This is a genomic window from Streptomyces sp. NPDC079167 (assembly GCF_040686735.1).
Lineage (GTDB): Bacteria > Actinomycetota > Actinomycetes > Streptomycetales > Streptomycetaceae > Streptomyces.
This window is the reverse complement of sequence record NZ_JBFBLO010000010.1, coordinates 286045-304802: the sequence shown is the minus strand read 5'-3', so window position 1 is coordinate 304802 and position 18758 is coordinate 286045. Positions and strand designations below refer to the sequence as shown.

The window sequence follows — 18758 nt, the reverse complement described above, 5'->3', positions numbered from 1 at the left end:
AGATGGGGACGCTATGCGTGAAATCAACCGAAGGGGCCTGCTCGGGGCAGGCCTCGGAGCCGCAGCCGCACTGTCGATGGCCGGCTGCGGCTCCTCCGGATCACCGGACAGCCGGGCGGATCCCGAGAAGAGTCCCAACGGCGGTAAAGGGACGCACGGGAATGGCGGAGGCGCCCCCGGAAAACAGGTGAGACTGATCGGTGACGGCTCCACGTCGGACACCGGAAAGCAGCCGAATCAGCCCGCCGCCCCCGTCCCGCTCGAACCGGGCCAGAAGCCGCCGCAGTTCGTGATCTTCTCCTGGGACGGAGCCGGCGAGGTCGGCAACGGACTCTTCCCGCGCTTTCTCGAACTCGCCAAGGAACACGACGCGGCGATGACCTTCTTCCTCTCCGGGCTCTATGTGCTGCCCGAGTCGAAGAAGTCCCTCTACCGCCCGCCCAACAACCCCCGGGGCGCCTCGGACATCGGCTATCTCACCGATGACCACGTCAAGCAGACCCTGAAGTACGTCCGCCAGGCATGGCTCGACGGACACGAGATCGGCACCCATTTCAACGGGCATTTCTGCGGCGGTTCCGGATCGGTGGGCAACTGGACGCCCGCGCAATGGCAGAGCGAGATCGACCAGGCGGTGTCGTTCGTCACCGAATGGCGGACCAACACCGGGTGGGAAGATGTCGAACCCCTGCCGTTCGACTACCGGAAGGAACTGGTCGGGGGCCGTACCCCCTGTCTGCTCGGCCAGGACAATCTGCTCCCCACCGCGAAGCAGCTCGGCTGGCGGTACGACGCGAGCTCGCCGGGCGGCACCCAGACGTGGCCCGAGAAGCGCCAGGGTGTCTGGGACCTTCCGCTTCAGGGCATTCCCTTCCCCGGCCACACTTTCGAAGTCCTCTCCATGGACTACAACATCCTCGCCAACCAGTCGAAGAATTCGACCAATGGCATGCCCTCCCGCTATCCGGGATGGCGCACCCAGGCCACCGACGCGTATATCGCCGGATTCGACCGCGCCTACGAGACGAACCGCGCGCCCTTCTACATCGGAAACCACTTCGAGGAGTGGAACGGCGGCATCTACATGGACGCCGTGGAGGACGCGCTCAAACACATCGCGGGCAAGCCGGATGTGCGCCTCGTCTCCTTCCGGCAGTACGTCGACTGGCTCGACGCACAGGACCCGGCGGTGCTCGCGAAGCTCCGTACGCTCCAGGTGGGACAGGCCCCCGAAGGCGGCTGGAACACCTTCTTTAAACAGGCTTGACAAGGGGCTTTACGGTCATCCAGGGGGGTGCCCGAGATCCCCGGAACTGCCATGCGAAACTTTTCACATGAGCTCTGGCCGCGTACCCCGACGCCGCTTCACCCTGCTCGCCGCAACCGCGGTGGCCGGTGCCCTGACCCTGTCCGCATGCAGTGGTGACGGCGCCAAGGCGGGCGGCGGCGGCAACACGAACTTCGTCACCGGCAGCGGAGGGATCTCCACCGTCGCCAGGGGCGAACGCACCGACGCGCCGAAGCTGGACGGCACGACCCTGGACGGCAAGGACCTCGCCGTCGCCGACTACAAGGGCAAGGTCGTCGTCCTGAACTTCTGGGGATCCTGGTGCGGCCCCTGCCGGGCCGAGGCCAAGCACTTCCAGAAGGTGGCGGAGGCGACCGCGGACCAGGGCGTCCAGTTCGTCGGCGTCAACACCAGGGACCCGCAGAAGTCCCTCGCGGTCAGCTTCGAGAAGGACTTCGGAGTCACCTACCCGAGCATCTACGACCCGACCGGGAAGCTGCTCCTGCGCTTCCCGAAGGGCACGCTGAACCCGCAGGCCATCCCGTCGACCGTGGTCATCGACCGGGACGGGAAGCTCGCGGCCCGCTCGCTCGCCGCGCTCGACGCGGAGAAGCTGCGCGAGATGATCGACCCGCTGGTCGCGGAGAAGTGACTCCGGTGCTCGGACTGGCCGCGGTCACCGGCGGAAACGAGACGGTCTTCAGCGGAGCCCTCGTGGTGGCACTGCCCATCGCGCTGCTCGGCGGTCTCGTCTCGTTCTTCTCGCCGTGCGTCCTGCCGCTGGTGCCCGGCTACCTCAGCTACGTCACCGGGGTCAGCGGCGCCGACCTGGCCGAGCGGCGGCGCGGCAGGACCGTCGCCGGGGCCTCGCTCTTCGTGCTCGGCTTCACCGTCGTGTTCGTGTCCGGCGGCGCGCTCTTCGGCTTCTTCGGCCAGACGCTCCAGGAGTACAGCGGGACGCTCTCCAAGGTCCTCGGCGTGCTGATGATCCTGATGGGCGTCTTCTTCATGGGCCTCATGCCCTGGATGACGCAGCGCGAGTTCCGCATCCACAAGCGGCCGGTGACCGGCCTGGTCGGAGCACCGCTGCTCGGCGCACTCTTCGGGATCGGCTGGACGCCGTGCCTCGGCCCGACACTCGCCTCCGTCAACGCGCTCGCCTTCACGCAGGCGACGGCCGGCCGGGGGGCGGTGCTGTCCGTGGCGTACTGTCTCGGACTCGGCATTCCCTTCGTCCTGGCCGCGGTCGCCTTCCGCCGGGCGCTCGGGGCGTTCGGCTGGGTCAAGCGCCACTACGCGTGGGTCATGCGGATCGGCGGCGGCATGATGATCGTGACCGGAGTGCTCCTGCTGACGGGCGCGTGGGACGCGCTCATCCAGGAGATGCAGGTCTGGTCCAACGGCTTCACTGTGGGGATCTGAGTCCATGAGCAACACGAACACCACGGACGAGCGCGACCTCGGTACGGCCGGGGAACAGCTCTCCACCGCCCCGCGCGAAGAGTCCGCCTCCTCCGTGCCCGCGATGGGCGTCATCGGCTGGGCCCGATGGTTCTGGCGCCAGCTCACCTCGATGCGGGTCGCGCTGATCCTGCTCTTCCTGCTGTCGCTCGGCGCGATCCCCGGCTCACTGATCCCGCAGAACAGCGTGGACGAACTGAAGGTGCAGACCTTCAAGGAAGCCCACACCACCGTCACGCCGGTCTACGAGAAGCTGCAGTTCTTCGACGTCTACAGCTCGGTGTGGTTCTCCGCGATCTACATCCTGCTGTTCGTCTCCCTGATCGGCTGCATCGTCCCGCGCACCGCCCAGTTCGTCGGCCAGCTGCGCGGCCGCCCGCCCGGCGCCCCGAAGAAGCTGACCCGGCTGCCCGCGTACACCACCTGGCGCACCGACGCCGAACCCGAGCAGGTCCGCGAGGCCGCCCTCGGCATCCTGCGCAAGCGGCGCTTCCGCTCGCACGCGGTGGGCGACGCGGTGGCCGCGGAGAAGGGCTACCTCCGCGAGACCGGGAACCTGCTCTTCCACATCGCGCTGATCGTCATGCTCGTCGCGTTCGCCGGCGGGCAGCTCTTCAAGTCCGAGGGCGGCAAGCTGATCGTCGAGGGTGACGGCTTCGCCAACACCATCACCCAGTACGACGACTTCAAGTCCGGCTCGCTCTTCGACATGGACGACCTCGCCCCCTTCAGCTTCGACCTGGAGGACTTCGTCGGCACGTACGAGCGGAGCGGCCCGCAGCGCGGCACGCCCAGGACCTACGAGGCCCGCGTGACGTACGCCGAGGGCGCCGACGGCGAGCCGCAGAAGAAGGTCATCGAGGTCAACAAACCGCTTGAGGTCGACGGTACGAAGGTCTACCTGAACGCCCACGGCTACGCGCCGGTCATCTCCGTCAAGGACGGCAAGGGCAAGGAGGTCTACCGGTCCGCCGTGCCCCTGCTGCCCATCGACAACAACGTCACCTCGACCGGCGCGGTCAAGGTGATGGACGGCTACAAGGGAACCGACGGCAAGAAGACCCAGCTGGGCTTCCAGGCATTCTTCGTGCCGACGTTCGCGGGCGACGGACAGGGCACGATGTTCTCGCAGTACCCCGGACTCGACTACCCGGTCCTCGCGCTCAACGGCTACTACGGCAGCCTCGGCGTCGACTCCGGGCTGCCGCAGAACGTCTACCAGCTCGACACGTCCAAGATGAAGGAATTCAAGGACAGCAACGGGGACAAGCTCAAGAAGCGACTGCGTCCGGGCGAGACCATGAAGCTCCCCGACGGCGCGGGCTCGGTCACCTTCGAGAGCGTCGAGGAGTGGGCCAGCTTCCAGATCTCACGCCAGCCCGCCAGCGGCTGGGCGCTCACCGGCGCCGTCGCCGCCATCCTCGGGCTCGCCGGTTCGCTCTTCATCCAGCGCCGCCGCGTGTGGGTGCGGGCCGTGAAGGGACCGGACGGTGTCACCGTCGTCGAGATGGCGGGCCTGGGCCGCAGCGAGTCCGCGAAACTGCCCGAGGAGCTGGCCGATCTCGCGGTCGCGCTCAACACCGTGGCGCCCACCGCGCCCGAAGCCGAGACCGAACAACCTTCCGAAGAACCTGCCGAAGGGGCTGAGAAGTGAATCTCGCCGCCGCAACCAACGAGAATCTGGCCAACATCAGCAACACGCTGATCTACTCCTCGATGGCCGTCTACACCCTGGCCTTCTTCGCGCACATCGCGGAGTGGGTGTTCGGCAGCCGCAGCAAGGTGGGCCGCACGGCCGCCGCGCTGAGCGCACCGGCCACCGCCGATTCCACGGTGAAGGTGCAGGTCGCGCAGAAGGGCAGCTCCACCGCCGTACTGGAACGGCCCAAGGTGGTCACACGCTCGGCCGCGGGGACCCGTGACGTCCCGGACGGGCCCGGGGCAGCGGGCGGCACCTTCAAGGGCGACCTGTGGGGGCGGATCGCGGTCTCCCTGACCGTCGTCGCCTTCGCCGTCGAGGCGGGCGGCGTCGTCGCGCGCGCCCTGTCGGTGCAGCGGGCCCCCTGGGGCAACATGTACGAGTTCTCGATCACCTTCTCCACCGTGGCGGTCGGCGCGTACCTGATCCTGCTCGCGCTGCGGAAGAACGTCCGCTGGATCGGCTTGCTGCTGGTCACCACGGTCCTGCTGGACCTCGGGATCGCGACCACCACGCTGTACACCGACAGCGACCAGCTGGTCCCCGCGCTGCACTCCTACTGGCTGTGGATCCACGTCTCCACCGCCATCATCTGCGGAGCCGTCTTCTACCTCGGCGCCGTCGGCACCCTGCTCTACCTGTTCCGCGACAGCTACGAGAACAAGGTCGCCAACGGCGGCACGCCCGGGACGTTCGCGACCTCCGTCATGGAGCGGCTCCCCGCCGCCAAGACCCTGGACACCTTCTCGTACCGCATCAACGCCGCCGTCTTCCCGCTGTGGACGTTCACGATCATCGCGGGCGCGATCTGGGCGGGCGACGCCTGGGGTCGCTACTGGGGCTGGGACCCCAAGGAGGTCTGGTCCTTCATCACCTGGGTCGCGTACGCCGCCTATCTGCACGCCCGCGCGACAGCCGGCTGGAAGGGCCGCAAGGCCGCCTACCTGGCGCTCGTCGCCTTCGGCTGCTGGCTCTTCAACTACTACGGCGTGAACATCTTCGTCACCGGCAAGCACTCCTACGCCGGAGTCTGACCGGGCACAGCCGCGAGGGCGCGACCGCTTCGGTGCGGTCGCGCCCTCGCGGCATGTACGGGCGTCAGCCGAGCGGGGTGTCCAGGACCGCCTTGCGGTGGCTGAACGTCTCCAGGGAGTACCGGCCGTGGTAGTTGCCCATCCCGCTCTCGCCGACCCCGCCGAACGGCAGGTCCGACACCGTCAGATGGGCCAGCGGCAGGCCCATCCCGACCCCGCCGGACGAGGTCTCGGCCAGCAGCCGCTCCCGTACGGCCGGGGACTCCGTGAACGCGTACAGCGCCAGGGGCTTGTCCCGGTCGTTGATGAACGCGATGGCCTCGTCGAGGCCGTCCACGGTGAGGACCGGCAGCACCGGGCCGAAGATCTCCTCCCGCATCACCGGGGAGTCCGGGGCGACATCGGCCAGCACGGTCGGGGCGATGTACTTCGTGTCCCGGTCGTGGGCGCCGCCCGTCACCGTGCGGCCGGAGTCCAGGAGGCCCACCAGCCGGTCGAAGTGGCGCTCGTTGACGATCCTGCCGTACTCCGGGGAGGCCGAGGCGTCCGGACCGAACCGTTCCTCGACCGCCGCCGCGAGCGCGTCCGTGAGGGCGGGCGCGGTCTCCGGGTCCGTCAGGACGTAGTCGGGGGCGACGCACGTCTGACCCGTGTTGAGGAACTTTCCGGAGACCAGCCGGGTGGCCACCGTCCTCAGGTCCGTGCCGCGGTCGACGAACGCGGGGGACTTGCCGCCGAGTTCGAGCGTCACCGGCGTGAGGTGCTCGGCCGCGGCGGCCATCACGATGCGGCCGACCGTGCCGTTGCCCGTGTAGAAGATGTGGTCGAAGCGCTCGGCGAGCAGCGCGGTGGTCTCCGGGACCCCGCCCTCCACCACGGTGAGCGTGTCGGCGTCCAGATACTCCGGCAGCAGCCGGGCCAGCGCGGCGGAGGTGGCGGGAGCCAGCTCGCTGGGCTTCGCCACGACGGTGTTGCCCGCGGCCAGCGCGCCGGCGACCGGTGCGAGCAGGAGCTGGACCGGGTAGTTCCAGGGCGCGATGACGAGGACGACGCCGAGCGGGTCCTGCACGGTGTGGGCGGTGGCCCCGGCTAGGACGGCCGGCACGGGGGCGGGCTCGGGCTCCAGCCAGCCGGCGAGGCGCTCCAGGGTGTGGTCGATCTCGCGGACCGTGAAGTCGATCTCGGTCCGGTAGGCCTCCTTGCGGCTCTTGCCGAGGTCGGCCCGGAGCGCGTCGGCCAGGTCGTCACCGCGCTCGGTGAGCATGGCGCGCAGTCGCGTCAGCCGGTCCGTGCGCCAGCTGAGGTCCCTGGTGCGGCCGGTACGGAAGGCTCCGCGGAGCCGGGCCACGACATCGGCCGGCGTCTCCCGGACGGTCCCGGCGGCGCTCACAGGGTCTCCAGGATTTCGCGGGCCAGCTGTTCGGAGGAGGCCGGGTTCTGGCCGGTGTGCAGGTTGCGGTCGTGCACGGTGTGCACCGACCACGCCTCGGCGGCGGTGTAGTCGGCGCCGAGCTCGACGAGGCGGTCCTCCAGCAGCCAGGGCGCCTTGTCGGCCAGACCCGCCTGGGTCTCCTCGGCGTTGCTGAAGCCGGTCATGCGGTAGCCGGCGAAGGGCCAGCTGCCGTCCTCGCGGCGCGCGGGCAGCAGGGCGGCGGGGGCGTGGCACAGGACGGCGACCTGGGTACCGGAGTCCAGCGCCGAGGTCAGCAGCCGGCCGGACGTCTCGTCGACGGCCAGGTCCTCCATGGGGCCGTGGCCACCGGGGTAGAAGACCACGTCGTACGACGTGGGTACGACGTCCTCGAGCCGGGCGGGGATGCGGAGCGTCTCGTCGATGGCGGCGAGGTACGAGGCCACGGCGTCGGCCTGGTCCTGGTCCCCGTTGGACTCGGCGGTGAGGCTGACGCTGTCCACCGTGGGGGCGACCCCGCCGGGGGTGGCGATGGTGATGTCGAAGCCGGCCTGGGAGAAGACGCGGTGGGGGGCGGCGAGTTCCTCCGCCCAGAAGCCGGTGGGGTGGGCGGTGCCGTCGTTGAGTGTCCAGTGGTCGGCACCGGTGAGGACGAAGAGTACGGAGGACATGGGGTGCTCCCTACGAGACGCGAGACGCGTGAAAGATGAAGCTTGATATGCTCAAGCAATACCCTTCATGTAACGGGTCAAAGTTGAGCATGTCAAATGAATGTGGGTGCGTGGCGGACAGCGTCCGGGCCTCCGGACCACGCGCACCGATCGAAGGATGACCGACCATGACGACGGAACCCGCACCCCGCGCCGTCCCTACTCCGGACGAACTGCTCGAACCCCTCGCAGTCGTCGTCCGTGGCCACCACGACGACCTCACCGCCGTCGCCGGCCGCCACGGTCTCAGCACCTCGCAGGCCCGGGCGCTCATCGCCCTCAACGAGCCCATGCCCATGAGCGCGCTGGCCAGTCATCTGGTGTGCGACGCGTCCAACGCGACCGGTCTCATCGGCCGTATGGAGACCCGCGGTCTGGTGACGCGTACCCCGGCACCGGGCGACCGTCGCTCCAAGGTGGCCTCCCGCACGGCGGAGGGCACCGAGCTGGCGCACCGCATCCGCGCCGAGATGCGCGTGGTGCACGGCGCGCTCGATGCCCTCACCCCGCAGGAGCGCACGGCGCTGCTGCCCCTGCTCGAACGCCTGGGGCGACTGCTGTCCTCATGACCTCACGGACCCACGAGGACGGGGTCCCTCAGGTGGCGGGCGGAGCCGAGTCGTCGGGACCGGCACCGCTCTCCCGGCGCTTCAGCTCCTCCTCGCGGCGGCGCAGGTCGGCCTCCCGCTCGTCGAGGCGCGCCTCGTCGCTCCCGGCCCCGTCCTTCAGCGGCTTCTCGTCCTTCAGCGACTTGAGGAAGTCCGGGTTGTCGTCGGGCGCCACCCACGTCGAGCGGCGGCCCCGGGAGTACGCGCGGCCCCCGGCGGGTGCGCGCGTCCTGCCCGCGGCCAGCCAGACGATCGGCCCGACGACCCAGAACAGCAGGATGATGAAGACCCAGGCGACCTTCGGCAGGTGCTTCGCCTCGTCCTCCGGGGTGTTCAGGCAGTCGATGAACGCGAAGATCGTCAGTGCCAGCGGCAGGAGATAGATCAAGGCCCTGAGCATGGTGGAGGTCCCCCGAGGTGAGGTGGGGAGGCGCACGGACCGCCCCCGGTGACGGGCCCAGGGTAGCGGGTGTCCGATACTTGTCCTTATGGCTTACGACGATCTTCGCTCCCTGCTCCGGGCTCTGGAGCGCGAGGGCGATCTCAAGCGCATCAAGGCCGAGGTCGACCCGTACCTGGAGGTCGGCGAGATCGTCGACCGGGTGAACAAGGCGGGCGGGCCCGCGCTGCTGTTCGAGAACGTCAAGGGGGCGTCCATGCCCCTGGCCATGAACGTCTTCGGGACCGACCGGCGGCTGCTCAAAGCACTCGGGCTGAAGTCCTACGCCGAGATCAGCGACAAGATCGGCGGACTCCTCAAGCCGGAACTGCCGCAGGGCTTCGTCGGGATCCGCGAGGCCTTCGGGAAGCTCGGCGCGGTGACCCACCTGCCGCCGAAGAAGGTGAAGTCCGACAGCGCCCCCGTCCAGGAGGTCGTCCTCACCGGCGACGACGTGGACCTGGAGCAGCTGCCCGCGCTCTTCACCTGGCCCGAGGACGGCGGCTCCTTCTTCAACCTGGGCCTCACCCACACCAAGGACCCCGAGACGGGGATCCGCAACCTCGGGCTCTACCGGCTGCAGCGCCACGACAAGCGCACCATCGGAATGCACTGGCAGATCCACAAGGACAGCCGCAACCACTACCAGGTCGCCGCCAGGCGCGGTGAGAAGCTGCCCGTCGCCATCGCGTTCGGTGCGCCCCCCGCGGTCACGTACGCCTCCACCGCACCGCTGCCCGGGGACATCGACGAGTACCTCTTCGCCGGCTTCCTCCAGGGCAAGCGGATCGAGATGGTCGACTGCAGGACCGTCCCGCTCCAGGTCCCGGCGCAGGCCGAGGTCGTCATCGAGGGATGGCTGGAGCCGGGCGAGATGCTGCCCGAGGGGCCCTTCGGCGACCACACGGGCTTCTACACCCCCCAGGAGCCCTTCCCCGCGCTGAAGATCGACTGCGTGACGATGCGGAAGCGCCCGCTGCTGCAGTCGATCGTCGTCGGCCGGCCGCCCACCGAGGACGGTCCGCTGGGCCGGGCCACCGAGCGGTTCTTCCTGCCCCTGCTCAAGATCATCGTCCCGGACATCGTGGACTACCACCTGCCGGAGGCGGGCGGCTTCCACAACTGCGCGATCGTCTCGATCGACAAGAAGTACCCCAAGCACGCCCAGAAGGTGATGAGTGCCGTCTGGGGCGCGCACATGATGTCGCTGACCAAGCTGATCGTCGTCGTGGACGCCGACTGTGATGTCCACGACCTCCACGAGGTGGCCTGGCGAGCGCTCGGCAACACCGACTACGCCCGTGACCTGCTGCTCACCGAAGGCCCGGTCGACCATCTGGACCACGCCTCCTACCAGCAGTTCTGGGGAGGCAAGGCGGGCATCGACGCGACGCGCAAGCTGCCCGAGGAGGGGTACACCCGGGACGGCGGCTGGCCGGCCATGGTCGAGTCCGACCCGGATACGGCGGCGAAGGTCGACCGCCGATGGAAGGAGTACGGCCTGTGAGCGCCTCCGCCGCCGCCGTGCCGCAGCCCCGCAGCAAGCCCCGTGCGTTCCTGCGGCTGGTGATGATCGAGCACTCGGTCTTCGCCCTGCCCTTCGCCTACATCGCCGCGCTGACCGCGATGTTCCAGCTGGACGGCCAGTTCCACTGGGGCACGCTGCTGCTCGTGACCGTCGCGATGGTCGGGCTGCGTACGTTCGCGATGGCCGCCAACCGGATCATCGACCGCGAGATCGACGCCCGTAATCCGCGCACGGAGGGCCGGGAGCTGGTGACCGGCGCCGTCACGGTGAAGTCCGCGTGGACCGGCGCGCTCGTGGCCCTCGTCGTCTTCCTGGGCGCCGCCGCCCTGCTGAACCCCCTCTGTCTGGTGCTGGCCCCGGTCGCCGTCGTGCCGATGGTCGTCTATCCGTACGGCAAGCGGTTCACGAACTTCCCGCACGCGATCCTGGGGATCGCGCAGGCCATGGGGCCGATCGGCGCCTGGCTGGCGGTGACCGGGAGCTGGTCGTGGGACGCGGTGATCCTGGGGCTCGCCGTCGGCATCTGGATCGGCGGCTTCGACCTGATCTTCGCCTGCCAGGACGTGCAGGCGGACCGGGCCCACGGCGTCCTCTCCTTCCCCGCACGCTTCGGGATCCCCGCCGCCCTCTGGGGCGCACGGGTCTGCCATGTGGTGACGACCGGGCTGCTGGTGTGGTTCGGCCTGGCGACGGACGCGGAGATCTTCTACTGGATCGGCATGGTGGTCGTCGCCGTGGCCTTCGTGTACGAGCACCGGGTCGTGCGGCCGCACGACCTGTCCCGGCTGAACCGGGCCTTCTTCTCGGTCAACGGCTTCATCGGGATCGCGCTCTTCGCCTGTGCGCTGCTCGATCTGCTGGTGCGGGGCCTCACGCCCTGACCCCCGCACCCCGGCCTTCACGACCTCACACCGTGATGTAGCCCTTCGGCTCCTGCGGGCGGCGGGGGCGGCGGAAGAGGAACGCCGACGCCACCCCGCCCATGAGGCCGAAGAGGTGGCCCTGCCAGCTGATGCCGGAGTCCGTCGGCAGCACGCCCCACAGCAGGGAGCCGTAGACCGCGGCGATGATCACGCCGACGACGATGTCCAGCGGGCGCCGGTCAACGAAACCGCGGACCAGCAGATAGCCGAAGAGGCCGAAGACCACGCCGGAGGCGCCGAGCGTCACCGTGTCCGGCGGCGCGGTGAGCCAGACTCCGACGCCGGCCGTCACGATCACGACGAGCACCACGGCGGCGAACCTGCGTATCCCGCCGAGCGCGGCGATGAAGCCGAGGACCAGCAGCGGAACGCTGTTGGACGCCACGTGCTCCCAGCCGCTGTGCAGGAACGCGGAGGGGACGACGTCGGCGAGCTCGGCGGGTTCGCGCGGGCTGACGCCGTAGCTGTCGAGTGAATTGCCCGTCGCCATGTCGATGCCTTCCAGCAGCCACAGCAGCGCGACCCAGACGACCATGACCGCGCCGGCCGTGACGGCCCGTGCGGTGGCGGTGGTGCGTGTTCCCGTCATGGTCACCCCCTGTCCATGGCTGTTCCCTCATCCGTTGCAACGTCCGGAGCCCCTGGCTCAGTTCCTGGGGCGGGGTGCCGGATAGGCTCGGTGGTGTGACAGCCGGGACTTCGATGAGTCAGCAGGAGCGCACGCCTTGGATTGTCGGGGTGTCGGGCGCATCGGGCACGCCGTTCGCGGCCTCGGTGCTGCGCGGACTGCTGGCGGCCGGGGAGAGCGTCGATCTGGTGGTCAGCCGCGCCTCGCGGCTGACCCTCCTGGACGAGACGGGGATCGCCTTCCGTGACGCCCACTGGCAGGAGGACCTGCGGAGCTGGCTGGCGCGGGGCGCGGACGGGAAGCCGGACACCTTCCGGCCTGACATCGACGGCGTACGCCACTGGGCGGCCGGCGATCTGGCGGCGGGGCCGTCCTCGGGGTCGTACCCGGCCAAGGGGATGCTGATCGTCCCGGCGTCGACGGCGTGTGTGGCCGGGGTGGCGCTCGGGCTCTCGAAGGATCTGCTCCAGCGGGCCGCGAGCGTGACGCTCAAGGAGCGGCGGAAGCTGGTCGTGGCGGTGCGCGAGACGCCGCTCAGCGGTCAGACACTCAAGCAGATGGTCGCGCTCGACGAGGCGGGCGCCGTGGTGCTGCCCGCCTCCCCGGCGTTCTACGCGGGGGCGACACACATCCAGGACCTGGTGGACTTCGTCGCCGGGCGGGTGCTGGACGCGGCGGGCGTGCCGCATCAGCTGTACCGCCGTTGGGAGGGGGAGCTCGGTGGCGCCTCCCGTGGCTGAGGGGCGGCCGGGAGGTCTCGGACCGCTGGGGTCAGCGCTTCTTCCTGCTCATGCGCGGGGCGCGGGCGCGGTCGACGCGGTGGGCGGCGGCGGGCTGGTGGGCACGCGAGCGGTTGGCCAGGTCCTGCAGCTCGCGCATCCGGGCGTAGGCCATCTCGATCGAGTACACGGTGAAGTTCACTCCTGAAGATTCGAAAGCGTTTCTTGGATACTGAGAAAGATTTGCAGGGTGTGACCCTGTTGTGCCTTAGATTCTACACGTAAGCTCGCGGTACTGCTGAACAATGGAAGGTTTCAGTCACATGGACGCGGTGGACAGGCAGCTCATCCAGGCCCTCAGAGAGAACGGCAGGGCCTCGTATGCCGAGCTGGGACGGCTCGTCGGGCTCTCCGGGCCCAGCGTCACCGACCGCATCAACCGGCTGGAAACCGCCGGTGTCATCACCGGGTACCGCGCGACCGTCGACGCCGCGTCGCTCGGTCTCGGCGTCACCGCGCTGATCGGCATCTCGCTCTCCGACGCCGCCGACCACGAGGACGTCGCGCACCGGCTGAAGGACCTCGCCGAGATCGAGGACTGCTGGTTCATCGCGGGCGACGACTCGTTCATGCTCAAGGTGCGGGTCGGTGACGTGGACGGACTGGAGAAGACCATCCGGCGGCTCAGCGGCACCAGGGGGGTCTCACGGACCCGTACGACGGTCGTGCTCTCCACCAAGTGGGAGAACCGGGTCGGAGAGCTCCCCGAGGAGGAGTGACGCGAGCGGTGGTGGGGGTGCCTCCGCCCGGAGGGCGGGGGAGTACCGTGGGCTGCCGGAACAGCTGGGAATCGAGAGGGGCACTGGTGGACGCGGGACTCAAGCGCGAGCTGGAGGAGAAGGTCCGGGCCGGCGAGCGGCTGACCCGCGAGGACGGGATCGCGCTCTACGAGTCCGACGACCTGGCATGGCTCGGCGGGCTGGCTCACGAGGTCCGTACGAGGAAGAACGGCGACGTCGTCCACTTCAACGTCAACCGCCACCTCAACATGACCAACGTGTGCACCGCGTCCTGCGCGTACTGCTCGTTCCAGCGCAAGCCGGGCGAGAAGGACGCGTACACGATGCGCATCGAGGAGGCCGTCCGTCTCGCCAAGGCGATGCAGGGCGAGAACCTCACCGAGCTGCACATCGTCAACGGGCTGCACCCCACCCTGCCGTGGCGCTACTACCCGCGCTCGCTCAGCGCGCTCAAGGAAGCCCTGCCGGAGGTGGCGCTCAAGGCGTTCACCGCGACGGAGATCCACCACTTCGAGACGATCTCCGGGCTCTCGGCCTCCGAGATCCTCGACGAGCTGATCGAGGCCGGTCTGGAGTCACTGACCGGCGGCGGCGCGGAGATCTTCGACTGGGAGGTCCGCCAGCACATCGTCGACCACAACACCCACTGGGAGGACTGGTCGCGCATCCACCGTCTCGCGCACGAGAAGGGGCTCAAGACCCCGGCGACGATGCTGTACGGGCACATCGAGGAGCCCCGTCACCGCGTCGACCACGTGCTGCGGCTGCGGGAGATGCAGGACGAGACCGGCGGCTTCCAGGTCTTCATCCCGCTGCGCTACCAGCACGACTTCGTGGACATGAAGGACGGCAAGGTCCGCAACACCCTCCAGGCGCGGACGTCGATGGCGACCGGCGCGGAGGCGCTCAAGACCTTCGCGGTCTCGCGGCTGCTCTTCGACAACGTCCCGCACGTCAAGGTCTTCTGGGTCATGCACGGCGTGCAGACCGCGCAGCTCGCCCTCCAGCACGGTGCGGACGACATGGACGGCTCCGTCGTCGAGTACAAGATCACGCACGACGCCGACGACTACGGCACGCCGAACAAGCTCGGCCGCGAGGACCTGCTCGACCTCATCCGGGACGCGGGCTTCCGGCCCGTGGAGCGCAATACCCGGTACGAGATCCTGCGCGAGTACCCGGGCCCGGACGCCGACCGGCGCGAGACGCCCCAGCCGATGCGCGTCTGAGGTCCCACGCCCGCCCGACGCCCCGCGCCCGTAGCGGGTGCCCCAGGCGTCCCGCTGTACGAAAGCCCCGGCCTGCCGTCCCCCGGCCGGGGCTTTCCCGCGTGGTGGACGCGGGTTGAGGACACCGCGCCGTAATGGTTAATCTGCGTACATGGCGCTTACATTCGAAGTGGATCCCGCATTCGACCGGACCCTGCGGGACGGCATCACCGCGCTCTGGGCGGATGTCAGCAACGCGGGCGGGGCCGTCGGCTTCGTGCCGCCCGTCACCCACGAGGAGGTCCGGCCGGAGCTCGTCAAGCACCTCGCCGGGATGGCGGAGGGGCGGACCCACCTGATCGTCGGGCGGGACGAGGACGGCACGGTGGCCGCCACCGCCTTCCTCACCCACAACACCCACCGGCTCATGCGGCACTGGATCGGCGCCTACACCGTGATGGTCCACCCCCGCCACCAGGGCAAGGGCTTCGGGCGCGCGCTGATGACCGCCACGGCCGACGCCGCCCTGGAGCTCGACGGGATCGACGCCATCCGGCTCACCTGCCGAGGCGGGACCGGTGCCGACCGCTTCTACGCCTCCTGCGGATACAAGGAGGTGGGCCGGGTCCCGAACGCCATCCGGGTCACCGAGGACGACTACCGCGACGACGTCATCATGCTGCTCCCGCTCTTCCGCTGAGGGCGGTCGGCAGCCGCGCCGGGGCAACCCTGCGAACTGATCGAATTCGGGGCATGCTTCACTGGTCGGGCAGAGACTGCACGACCGCAGGAACGTCGGACGTAGAGAGAAGGCCAGCCGTGTCCGCTGCCAAGCCGAGCGCAACGATCCGGTACACCGCCATGCGCCTGCTGATTTTCGTGGGCTGCTTCTTCGTCGCCGGTGTCGCGGTCCACTTCGGTGTGCTCCCCTCCGGCGTCGGAGGCTCCAACGCCGTCTGGGTCCTCCTTCTCGGCCTGCTGCTCTCCGCCCCCCTGAGCTTCATCCTGCTGCGCAAGCAGCGCGACGAGATGTCCGAGCAGCTCGTCTCGACGGTCGACCGCACCAAGGCGAGGCTCGAGGCGAACCGCACCCGCGAGGACAGCGTCGCCCAGTAGGTAGGCGCCGCGTAAGGTTCCTCACACCGCACGCCGTACAGGCGAAGCCCCGGACCGGAGCATCCGCTCCCGTACCGGGGCTTTCGCGTGCCCGGGGGCGAGCACCGGCCGAGATGATCAAGAAGCGTACCTTTGAGGTTCTCAAAGTTGCAGTGTTAACGTATTCGACATGACCACCGCAGTGCGCCTCCGCCACGCTCCGAGCGTTCCGCTCGTGGCGCGCCTGCATGTCGACCTCTGCCGCTGTATGTCCGCGGTCTGTTGCCGCAACGTCTGAACCGGCATCATGCAGCGGCGCCGCCCCTGACGCGGGCGCCGCACCCCCGTCCCCCTGCTCGATCGCACGACCGTACGTCTGTCCCTCGTACGTCCCGATGCGTCACATCTGGAGTGTGTCCGTGTCCGCGAACCCCGCGCCCACCGCAGAGACCGAAGCCGGCAAGCCGTCCGGTTCCGGCTTCCGCCTGCCCAGAATCCCGTTCTGGATACAGATAGTCGCCGGCCTCGTCCTCGGTGTCCTGCTCGGCTGGATCACCCGCAGCTACGAGGTCAGCTGGCTCTACACCACGCTCGACCAGGTCGGCCACATCTTCGTCCAGCTGCTGAAGCTGGCCGTCGCGCCCCTCGTCTTCTTCGCGATCCTGGTGTCGATCACCAACCTGCGCAAGGTCAACAACGCCGCCAGGCTGGCCACCCGCACCCTGCTCTGGTTCATGATCACGTCGCTGATCGCGGTCGCCATCGGCCTCGCGATCGGTCTGATCACCAACCCGGGCTCCGGCACCGGCCTCACCCCGAAGGACGGCGCCAAGCCCGAGAACGCCGGCTCCTGGCTGGACTTCCTCACCGGCATCATCCCCACGGACGTCATCACTCCGTTCACCGAGCTGAACGTCCTCCAGATCGTCTTCATGGCCGCCGTCGCCGGTATCGCCGCGCTCCAGCTCGGCGAGAAGGCCAAGCCGATCCTCTCCCTCAGCGAGTCGGTCCTGGAGCTCCTCCAGAAGGCCCTGTGGTGGGTCATCCGCCTCGCCCCGATCGGCACCGTCGGCCTCATCGGCTACGCCATCGCCGACTACGGCTGGGACCTGATCGGCAAGTACGCCACCTTCACCGCGGACGTCTACATCGGCTGCGCCCTGGTGATGTTCGGCGTCTACCCGCTGCTCCTCGCCACGGTCGCCAAGGTCAGCCCGCTGCAGTTCTTCAAGGGTGCATGGCCCGCTATCCAGCTGGCCTTCGTCTCCCGCTCCTCGGTCGGCACCATGCCGGTCACCCAGCAGGTCACGGAGCGCCTCGGCGTCCCGAAGGAGTACGCCTCCTTCGCCGTGCCGTTCGGTGCCACGACCAAGATGGACGGCTGCGCCGCGATCTACCCGGCGCTGGCGGCGATCTTCATCGCGCAGATCTTCGACGTGCAGCTGGGCATCGGTGACTACATCCTGATCGCGTTCGTCTCGGTCATCGGCTCGGCGGCCACCGCCGGCCTCACCGGCGCCACGGTCATGCTGACGCTCACCCTGTCGACGCTGGGCCTCCCGCTGGAGGGCGTGGGCCTGCTCCTCGCGATCGACCCGATCCTGGACATGATGCGCACGGCCACGAACGTCGCGGGGCAGGCTCTGGTCCCGGTGATCGTCGCGGCCCGCGAGAAGATCCTCGACCACGACGCGTACAACTCGGCGTCGGCCTCCCCGGTCGAGGAGCCCGAGGTGCACGACGTGGAGACGAAGGGCGTTCCCGTCACGGTGTGACCCGCAGATCGAGCGCCCCCGGACTCGTGTCCGGGGGCGCTCCTGTGTGCGGCGGGGGGCGTCAGGGGCGCTGGAAGACGACCTCGGGGTTACCGGGTGTGGGGCCGTCCAGCAGGCGCTGGTGCCTTCCGCGAAGGTGCTGGTCGAGGAAGGCGCCGACGTAGTCGCGGGTGATCCGGACCTGACGGTCGGTGGAAAGGGTGACCGTGGGGTCGAGCGTCACGCCCATCCGGTCCTCCAGGACGGGTATGTCCGTGAAGCTGGAGTGGCCGGATCCCTCGACGCCGATCCAGCGCTTCCAGCCGTCCAGGCGCTGATAGCCCTCGTCCCAGGACTCGTCCTCGCCGCCGGGGGAGTGGAAGGACGCGGTGCCCAGCATCATGAAGGGGCGCTCGCCGATACCGGACGCGGGAACGCGTTCCTGGAACGTGCCGTCCATGTTGATCCCCGCGTCGAAGCGCGGGTCGGCCAGCATCGCGGAGGCGGCCGCACTGCCCCCGATGGAGTGTCCGGCCACGGCGACCCGCGCAGGGTCGATCACGCGGGAGCTCTTCCAGGCGGGACGGTGGCCGGTCAGCCGGTCCAGTACGAAGGAGAGGTCCGCGGCGCGCCCGGTGGAGACGAGCCTGCCCAGCTCCTTCCGCGCTTCCTCGCTGGGCGCGGACTCCATCTTGTCGCAGGCCACGCAGGTCAGAAGCCGGCCGTCGGGAAGTTCGGTGCCGGCGGACTCGTAGGCGTGGTCGACGCTCGCCACCACGTAACCGCGGCTCGCCAGGTCCTCCGCGAGCGAGGTCACCGTCGCCCGGGGGTTGCCGAAGCCGGGGGAGAGCAGCACCAGGGGGAATCGGCCCCTGGCGGTGACCGCAGCCGTGCGGGCGTGGGTGCCGAGCGAGCTCACCAGGGCCGGAGCGTCCTCGTCCAGCCCGATGCCCGCGAGCGCGGCCTCGGCCTCCCGCGTGCTCATGTACGGAGCGGTGGTGCCCGGCCTGCCGGGGCGGGCGGGGTAGTACAGGGACACCATCAGCTCGCGGTCCCCGGCCTCGGGCACCCAGGGGTCGGTGCGGCTGTGGTCGGTGAGGTGCAGCACCTCGGTGCCGACGGTGTACCGGCCGGTGGGGCGGGGCAGTTCGAGCGTGGTGTCGGCGGCGGTCGCGGCCGTTGCCGGCCCGGACAGGGCCTGCGCGGTGGCGACGGGCGTGGTCAGCAGGAGCGTGGCCGACAGGGCGGCGACGGCCGTTCGTCTGCGGAGTCTCAGCGTCATGCCAGGGACGTTAGGCGGCGGAGCGGGGCAGGGCATCGGACCCTGGAGTGATCCTGTGGCTACCCGGGGCGTACGCGCTGCTCCTCCGGAGGTATGGGACGACAACCGGCCGCCGTGGCCGGGCTGTCGGTCCTGTGCCCGGGTGCGGTGCGGTCAACCGCCCCGCACCCG

20 protein-coding genes are annotated in these 18758 nt (G+C 69.4%); 14 read left to right on the top strand and 6 right to left on the bottom strand.

The window, feature by feature from the left end:
• Positions 1-13 precede the first annotated feature (13 nt).
• The 5 genes from AB0P41_RS22730 to ccsB all read left to right on the top strand — a co-directional run bounded on the left by AB0P41_RS22730 (position 14) and on the right by ccsB (position 5482).
• A complete protein-coding gene (locus AB0P41_RS22730; protein WP_365933787.1) occupies positions 14-1267 on the top strand; it encodes a hypothetical protein in 1254 nt (417 codons plus the stop codon).
• 67 nt (positions 1268-1334) lie between these two features.
• On the top strand, positions 1335-1940 hold the full coding sequence (locus AB0P41_RS22725; RefSeq protein ID WP_356709931.1) for a TlpA disulfide reductase family protein: 606 nt from the start codon (positions 1335-1337) through the stop codon (positions 1938-1940).
• Entirely contained in the window at positions 1937-2710 is a 774-nt protein-coding gene (locus tag AB0P41_RS22720) for a cytochrome c biogenesis protein CcdA (RefSeq protein WP_356709929.1), read from the top strand. The genes AB0P41_RS22725 and AB0P41_RS22720 overlap by 4 nt, the downstream gene beginning before the upstream one ends.
• 4 nt (positions 2711-2714) lie before the next feature.
• Entirely contained in the window at positions 2715-4403 is a 1689-nt protein-coding gene (locus tag AB0P41_RS22715; protein WP_365933785.1) for a cytochrome c biogenesis protein ResB, read from the top strand.
• The gene (ccsB, locus tag AB0P41_RS22710) at positions 4400-5482 is read left to right on the top strand and encodes a c-type cytochrome biogenesis protein CcsB (RefSeq protein ID WP_356709925.1); all 1083 of its coding nucleotides are present in this window, start codon (positions 4400-4402) and stop codon (positions 5480-5482) included. Before AB0P41_RS22715 ends, ccsB begins: the two co-directional genes overlap by 4 nt.
• Positions 5483-5546: 64 nt before the next feature.
• Here the strand turns inward: ccsB and AB0P41_RS22705 are convergent, their stop codons facing one another.
• A complete protein-coding gene (locus AB0P41_RS22705) occupies positions 5547-6872 on the bottom strand; it encodes an aldehyde dehydrogenase family protein (protein WP_365933783.1) in 1326 nt (441 codons plus the stop codon).
• Entirely contained in the window at positions 6869-7564 is a 696-nt protein-coding gene (locus tag AB0P41_RS22700) for a type 1 glutamine amidotransferase domain-containing protein (protein WP_365933781.1), read from the bottom strand. The genes AB0P41_RS22705 and AB0P41_RS22700 overlap by 4 nt, the downstream gene beginning before the upstream one ends.
• A gap of 167 nt (positions 7565-7731) precedes the next feature.
• Between AB0P41_RS22700 and AB0P41_RS22695 the strand changes: the two genes are divergently transcribed.
• A complete protein-coding gene (locus AB0P41_RS22695; RefSeq protein WP_356709918.1) occupies positions 7732-8172 on the top strand; it encodes a MarR family transcriptional regulator in 441 nt (146 codons plus the stop codon).
• Between the two features lie 28 nt (positions 8173-8200).
• On the opposite strand, the gene AB0P41_RS22690 is transcribed toward AB0P41_RS22695, so the two are convergent.
• Complete coding sequence (locus AB0P41_RS22690) at positions 8201-8611, bottom strand: PLD nuclease N-terminal domain-containing protein (protein ID WP_365933779.1); 411 nt, start codon at positions 8609-8611, stop codon at positions 8201-8203.
• A gap of 88 nt (positions 8612-8699) precedes the next feature.
• Between AB0P41_RS22690 and AB0P41_RS22685 the strand changes: the two genes are divergently transcribed.
• The gene (locus AB0P41_RS22685) at positions 8700-10157 is read left to right on the top strand and encodes a menaquinone biosynthesis decarboxylase (RefSeq protein ID WP_356709914.1); all 1458 of its coding nucleotides are present in this window, start codon (positions 8700-8702) and stop codon (positions 10155-10157) included.
• On the top strand, positions 10154-11059 hold the full coding sequence (gene mqnP / locus AB0P41_RS22680; protein ID WP_356709912.1) for a menaquinone biosynthesis prenyltransferase MqnP: 906 nt from the start codon (positions 10154-10156) through the stop codon (positions 11057-11059). Before AB0P41_RS22685 ends, mqnP begins: the two co-directional genes overlap by 4 nt.
• A 25-nt stretch (positions 11060-11084) precedes the next feature.
• Here the strand turns inward: mqnP and AB0P41_RS22675 are convergent, their stop codons facing one another.
• Positions 11085-11690: a rhomboid family intramembrane serine protease gene (locus AB0P41_RS22675; RefSeq protein ID WP_356709910.1), complete on the bottom strand. Its 606-nt coding sequence runs from the start codon at positions 11688-11690 to the stop codon at positions 11085-11087.
• 113 nt (positions 11691-11803) lie between these two features.
• Here AB0P41_RS22675 and AB0P41_RS22670 point away from each other — a divergent pair, with 113 nt between their 5' ends.
• Complete coding sequence (locus AB0P41_RS22670) at positions 11804-12469, top strand: UbiX family flavin prenyltransferase (RefSeq protein ID WP_356710101.1); 666 nt, start codon at positions 11804-11806, stop codon at positions 12467-12469.
• A gap of 31 nt (positions 12470-12500) precedes the next feature.
• On the opposite strand, the gene AB0P41_RS22665 is transcribed toward AB0P41_RS22670, so the two are convergent.
• Complete coding sequence (locus AB0P41_RS22665) at positions 12501-12650, bottom strand: hypothetical protein (protein ID WP_356710105.1); 150 nt, start codon at positions 12648-12650, stop codon at positions 12501-12503.
• Positions 12651-12771: 121 nt separating this feature from the next.
• Between AB0P41_RS22665 and AB0P41_RS22660 the strand changes: the two genes are divergently transcribed.
• The 5 genes from AB0P41_RS22660 (at position 12772) to AB0P41_RS22640 (ending at position 17326) form a co-directional block, all read left to right on the top strand.
• Entirely contained in the window at positions 12772-13227 is a 456-nt protein-coding gene (locus AB0P41_RS22660; protein WP_104786757.1) for an Lrp/AsnC family transcriptional regulator, read from the top strand.
• Positions 13228-13313: 86 nt separating this feature from the next.
• On the top strand, positions 13314-14477 hold the full coding sequence (mqnE, locus tag AB0P41_RS22655) for an aminofutalosine synthase MqnE (RefSeq protein ID WP_267075106.1): 1164 nt from the start codon (positions 13314-13316) through the stop codon (positions 14475-14477).
• Positions 14478-14628: 151 nt separating this feature from the next.
• A complete protein-coding gene (locus AB0P41_RS22650) occupies positions 14629-15156 on the top strand; it encodes a GNAT family N-acetyltransferase (protein WP_365933775.1) in 528 nt (175 codons plus the stop codon).
• Positions 15157-15275: 119 nt separating this feature from the next.
• Positions 15276-15572: a DUF4229 domain-containing protein gene (locus tag AB0P41_RS22645; protein WP_356709906.1), complete on the top strand. Its 297-nt coding sequence runs from the start codon at positions 15276-15278 to the stop codon at positions 15570-15572.
• 398 nt (positions 15573-15970) lie between these two features.
• A complete protein-coding gene (locus AB0P41_RS22640) occupies positions 15971-17326 on the top strand; it encodes a dicarboxylate/amino acid:cation symporter (RefSeq protein WP_356709904.1) in 1356 nt (451 codons plus the stop codon).
• Positions 17327-17387: 61 nt separating this feature from the next.
• Here AB0P41_RS22640 and AB0P41_RS22635 read toward each other — a convergent pair whose 3' ends face one another.
• The gene (locus AB0P41_RS22635; protein ID WP_365933773.1) at positions 17388-18587 is read right to left on the bottom strand and encodes an alpha/beta hydrolase; all 1200 of its coding nucleotides are present in this window, start codon (positions 18585-18587) and stop codon (positions 17388-17390) included.
• Positions 18588-18758: the final 171 nt, after the last annotated feature.

Bases quoted from the DNA above. Each gene is read 5' to 3' on its own strand.
- AB0P41_RS22730 (WP_365933787.1), top strand. From the start codon at position 14: ATGCGTGAAATCAACCGAAGGGGCCTGCTCGGGGCAGGCCTCGGAGCC.
- AB0P41_RS22725 (WP_356709931.1), top strand. From the start codon at position 1,335: ATGAGCTCTGGCCGCGTACCCCGACGCCGCTTCACCCTGCTCGCCGCA.
- AB0P41_RS22715 (WP_365933785.1), top strand. From the start codon at position 2,715: ATGAGCAACACGAACACCACGGACGAGCGCGACCTCGGTACGGCCGGG.
- AB0P41_RS22700 (WP_365933781.1), bottom strand. From the start codon at position 7,564: ATGTCCTCCGTACTCTTCGTCCTCACCGGTGCCGACCACTGGACACTC.
- AB0P41_RS22695 (WP_356709918.1), top strand. From the start codon at position 7,732: ATGACGACGGAACCCGCACCCCGCGCCGTCCCTACTCCGGACGAACTG.
- AB0P41_RS22690 (WP_365933779.1), bottom strand. From the start codon at position 8,611: ATGCTCAGGGCCTTGATCTATCTCCTGCCGCTGGCACTGACGATCTTC.
- AB0P41_RS22685 (WP_356709914.1), top strand. From the start codon at position 8,700: ATGGCTTACGACGATCTTCGCTCCCTGCTCCGGGCTCTGGAGCGCGAG.
- AB0P41_RS22675 (WP_356709910.1), bottom strand. From the start codon at position 11,690: ATGACGGGAACACGCACCACCGCCACCGCACGGGCCGTCACGGCCGGC.
- AB0P41_RS22670 (WP_356710101.1), top strand. From the start codon at position 11,804: ATGAGTCAGCAGGAGCGCACGCCTTGGATTGTCGGGGTGTCGGGCGCA.
- AB0P41_RS22660 (WP_104786757.1), top strand. From the start codon at position 12,772: ATGGACGCGGTGGACAGGCAGCTCATCCAGGCCCTCAGAGAGAACGGC.
- AB0P41_RS22650 (WP_365933775.1), top strand. From the start codon at position 14,629: ATGGCGCTTACATTCGAAGTGGATCCCGCATTCGACCGGACCCTGCGG.
- AB0P41_RS22635 (WP_365933773.1), bottom strand. From the start codon at position 18,587: ATGACGCTGAGACTCCGCAGACGAACGGCCGTCGCCGCCCTGTCGGCC.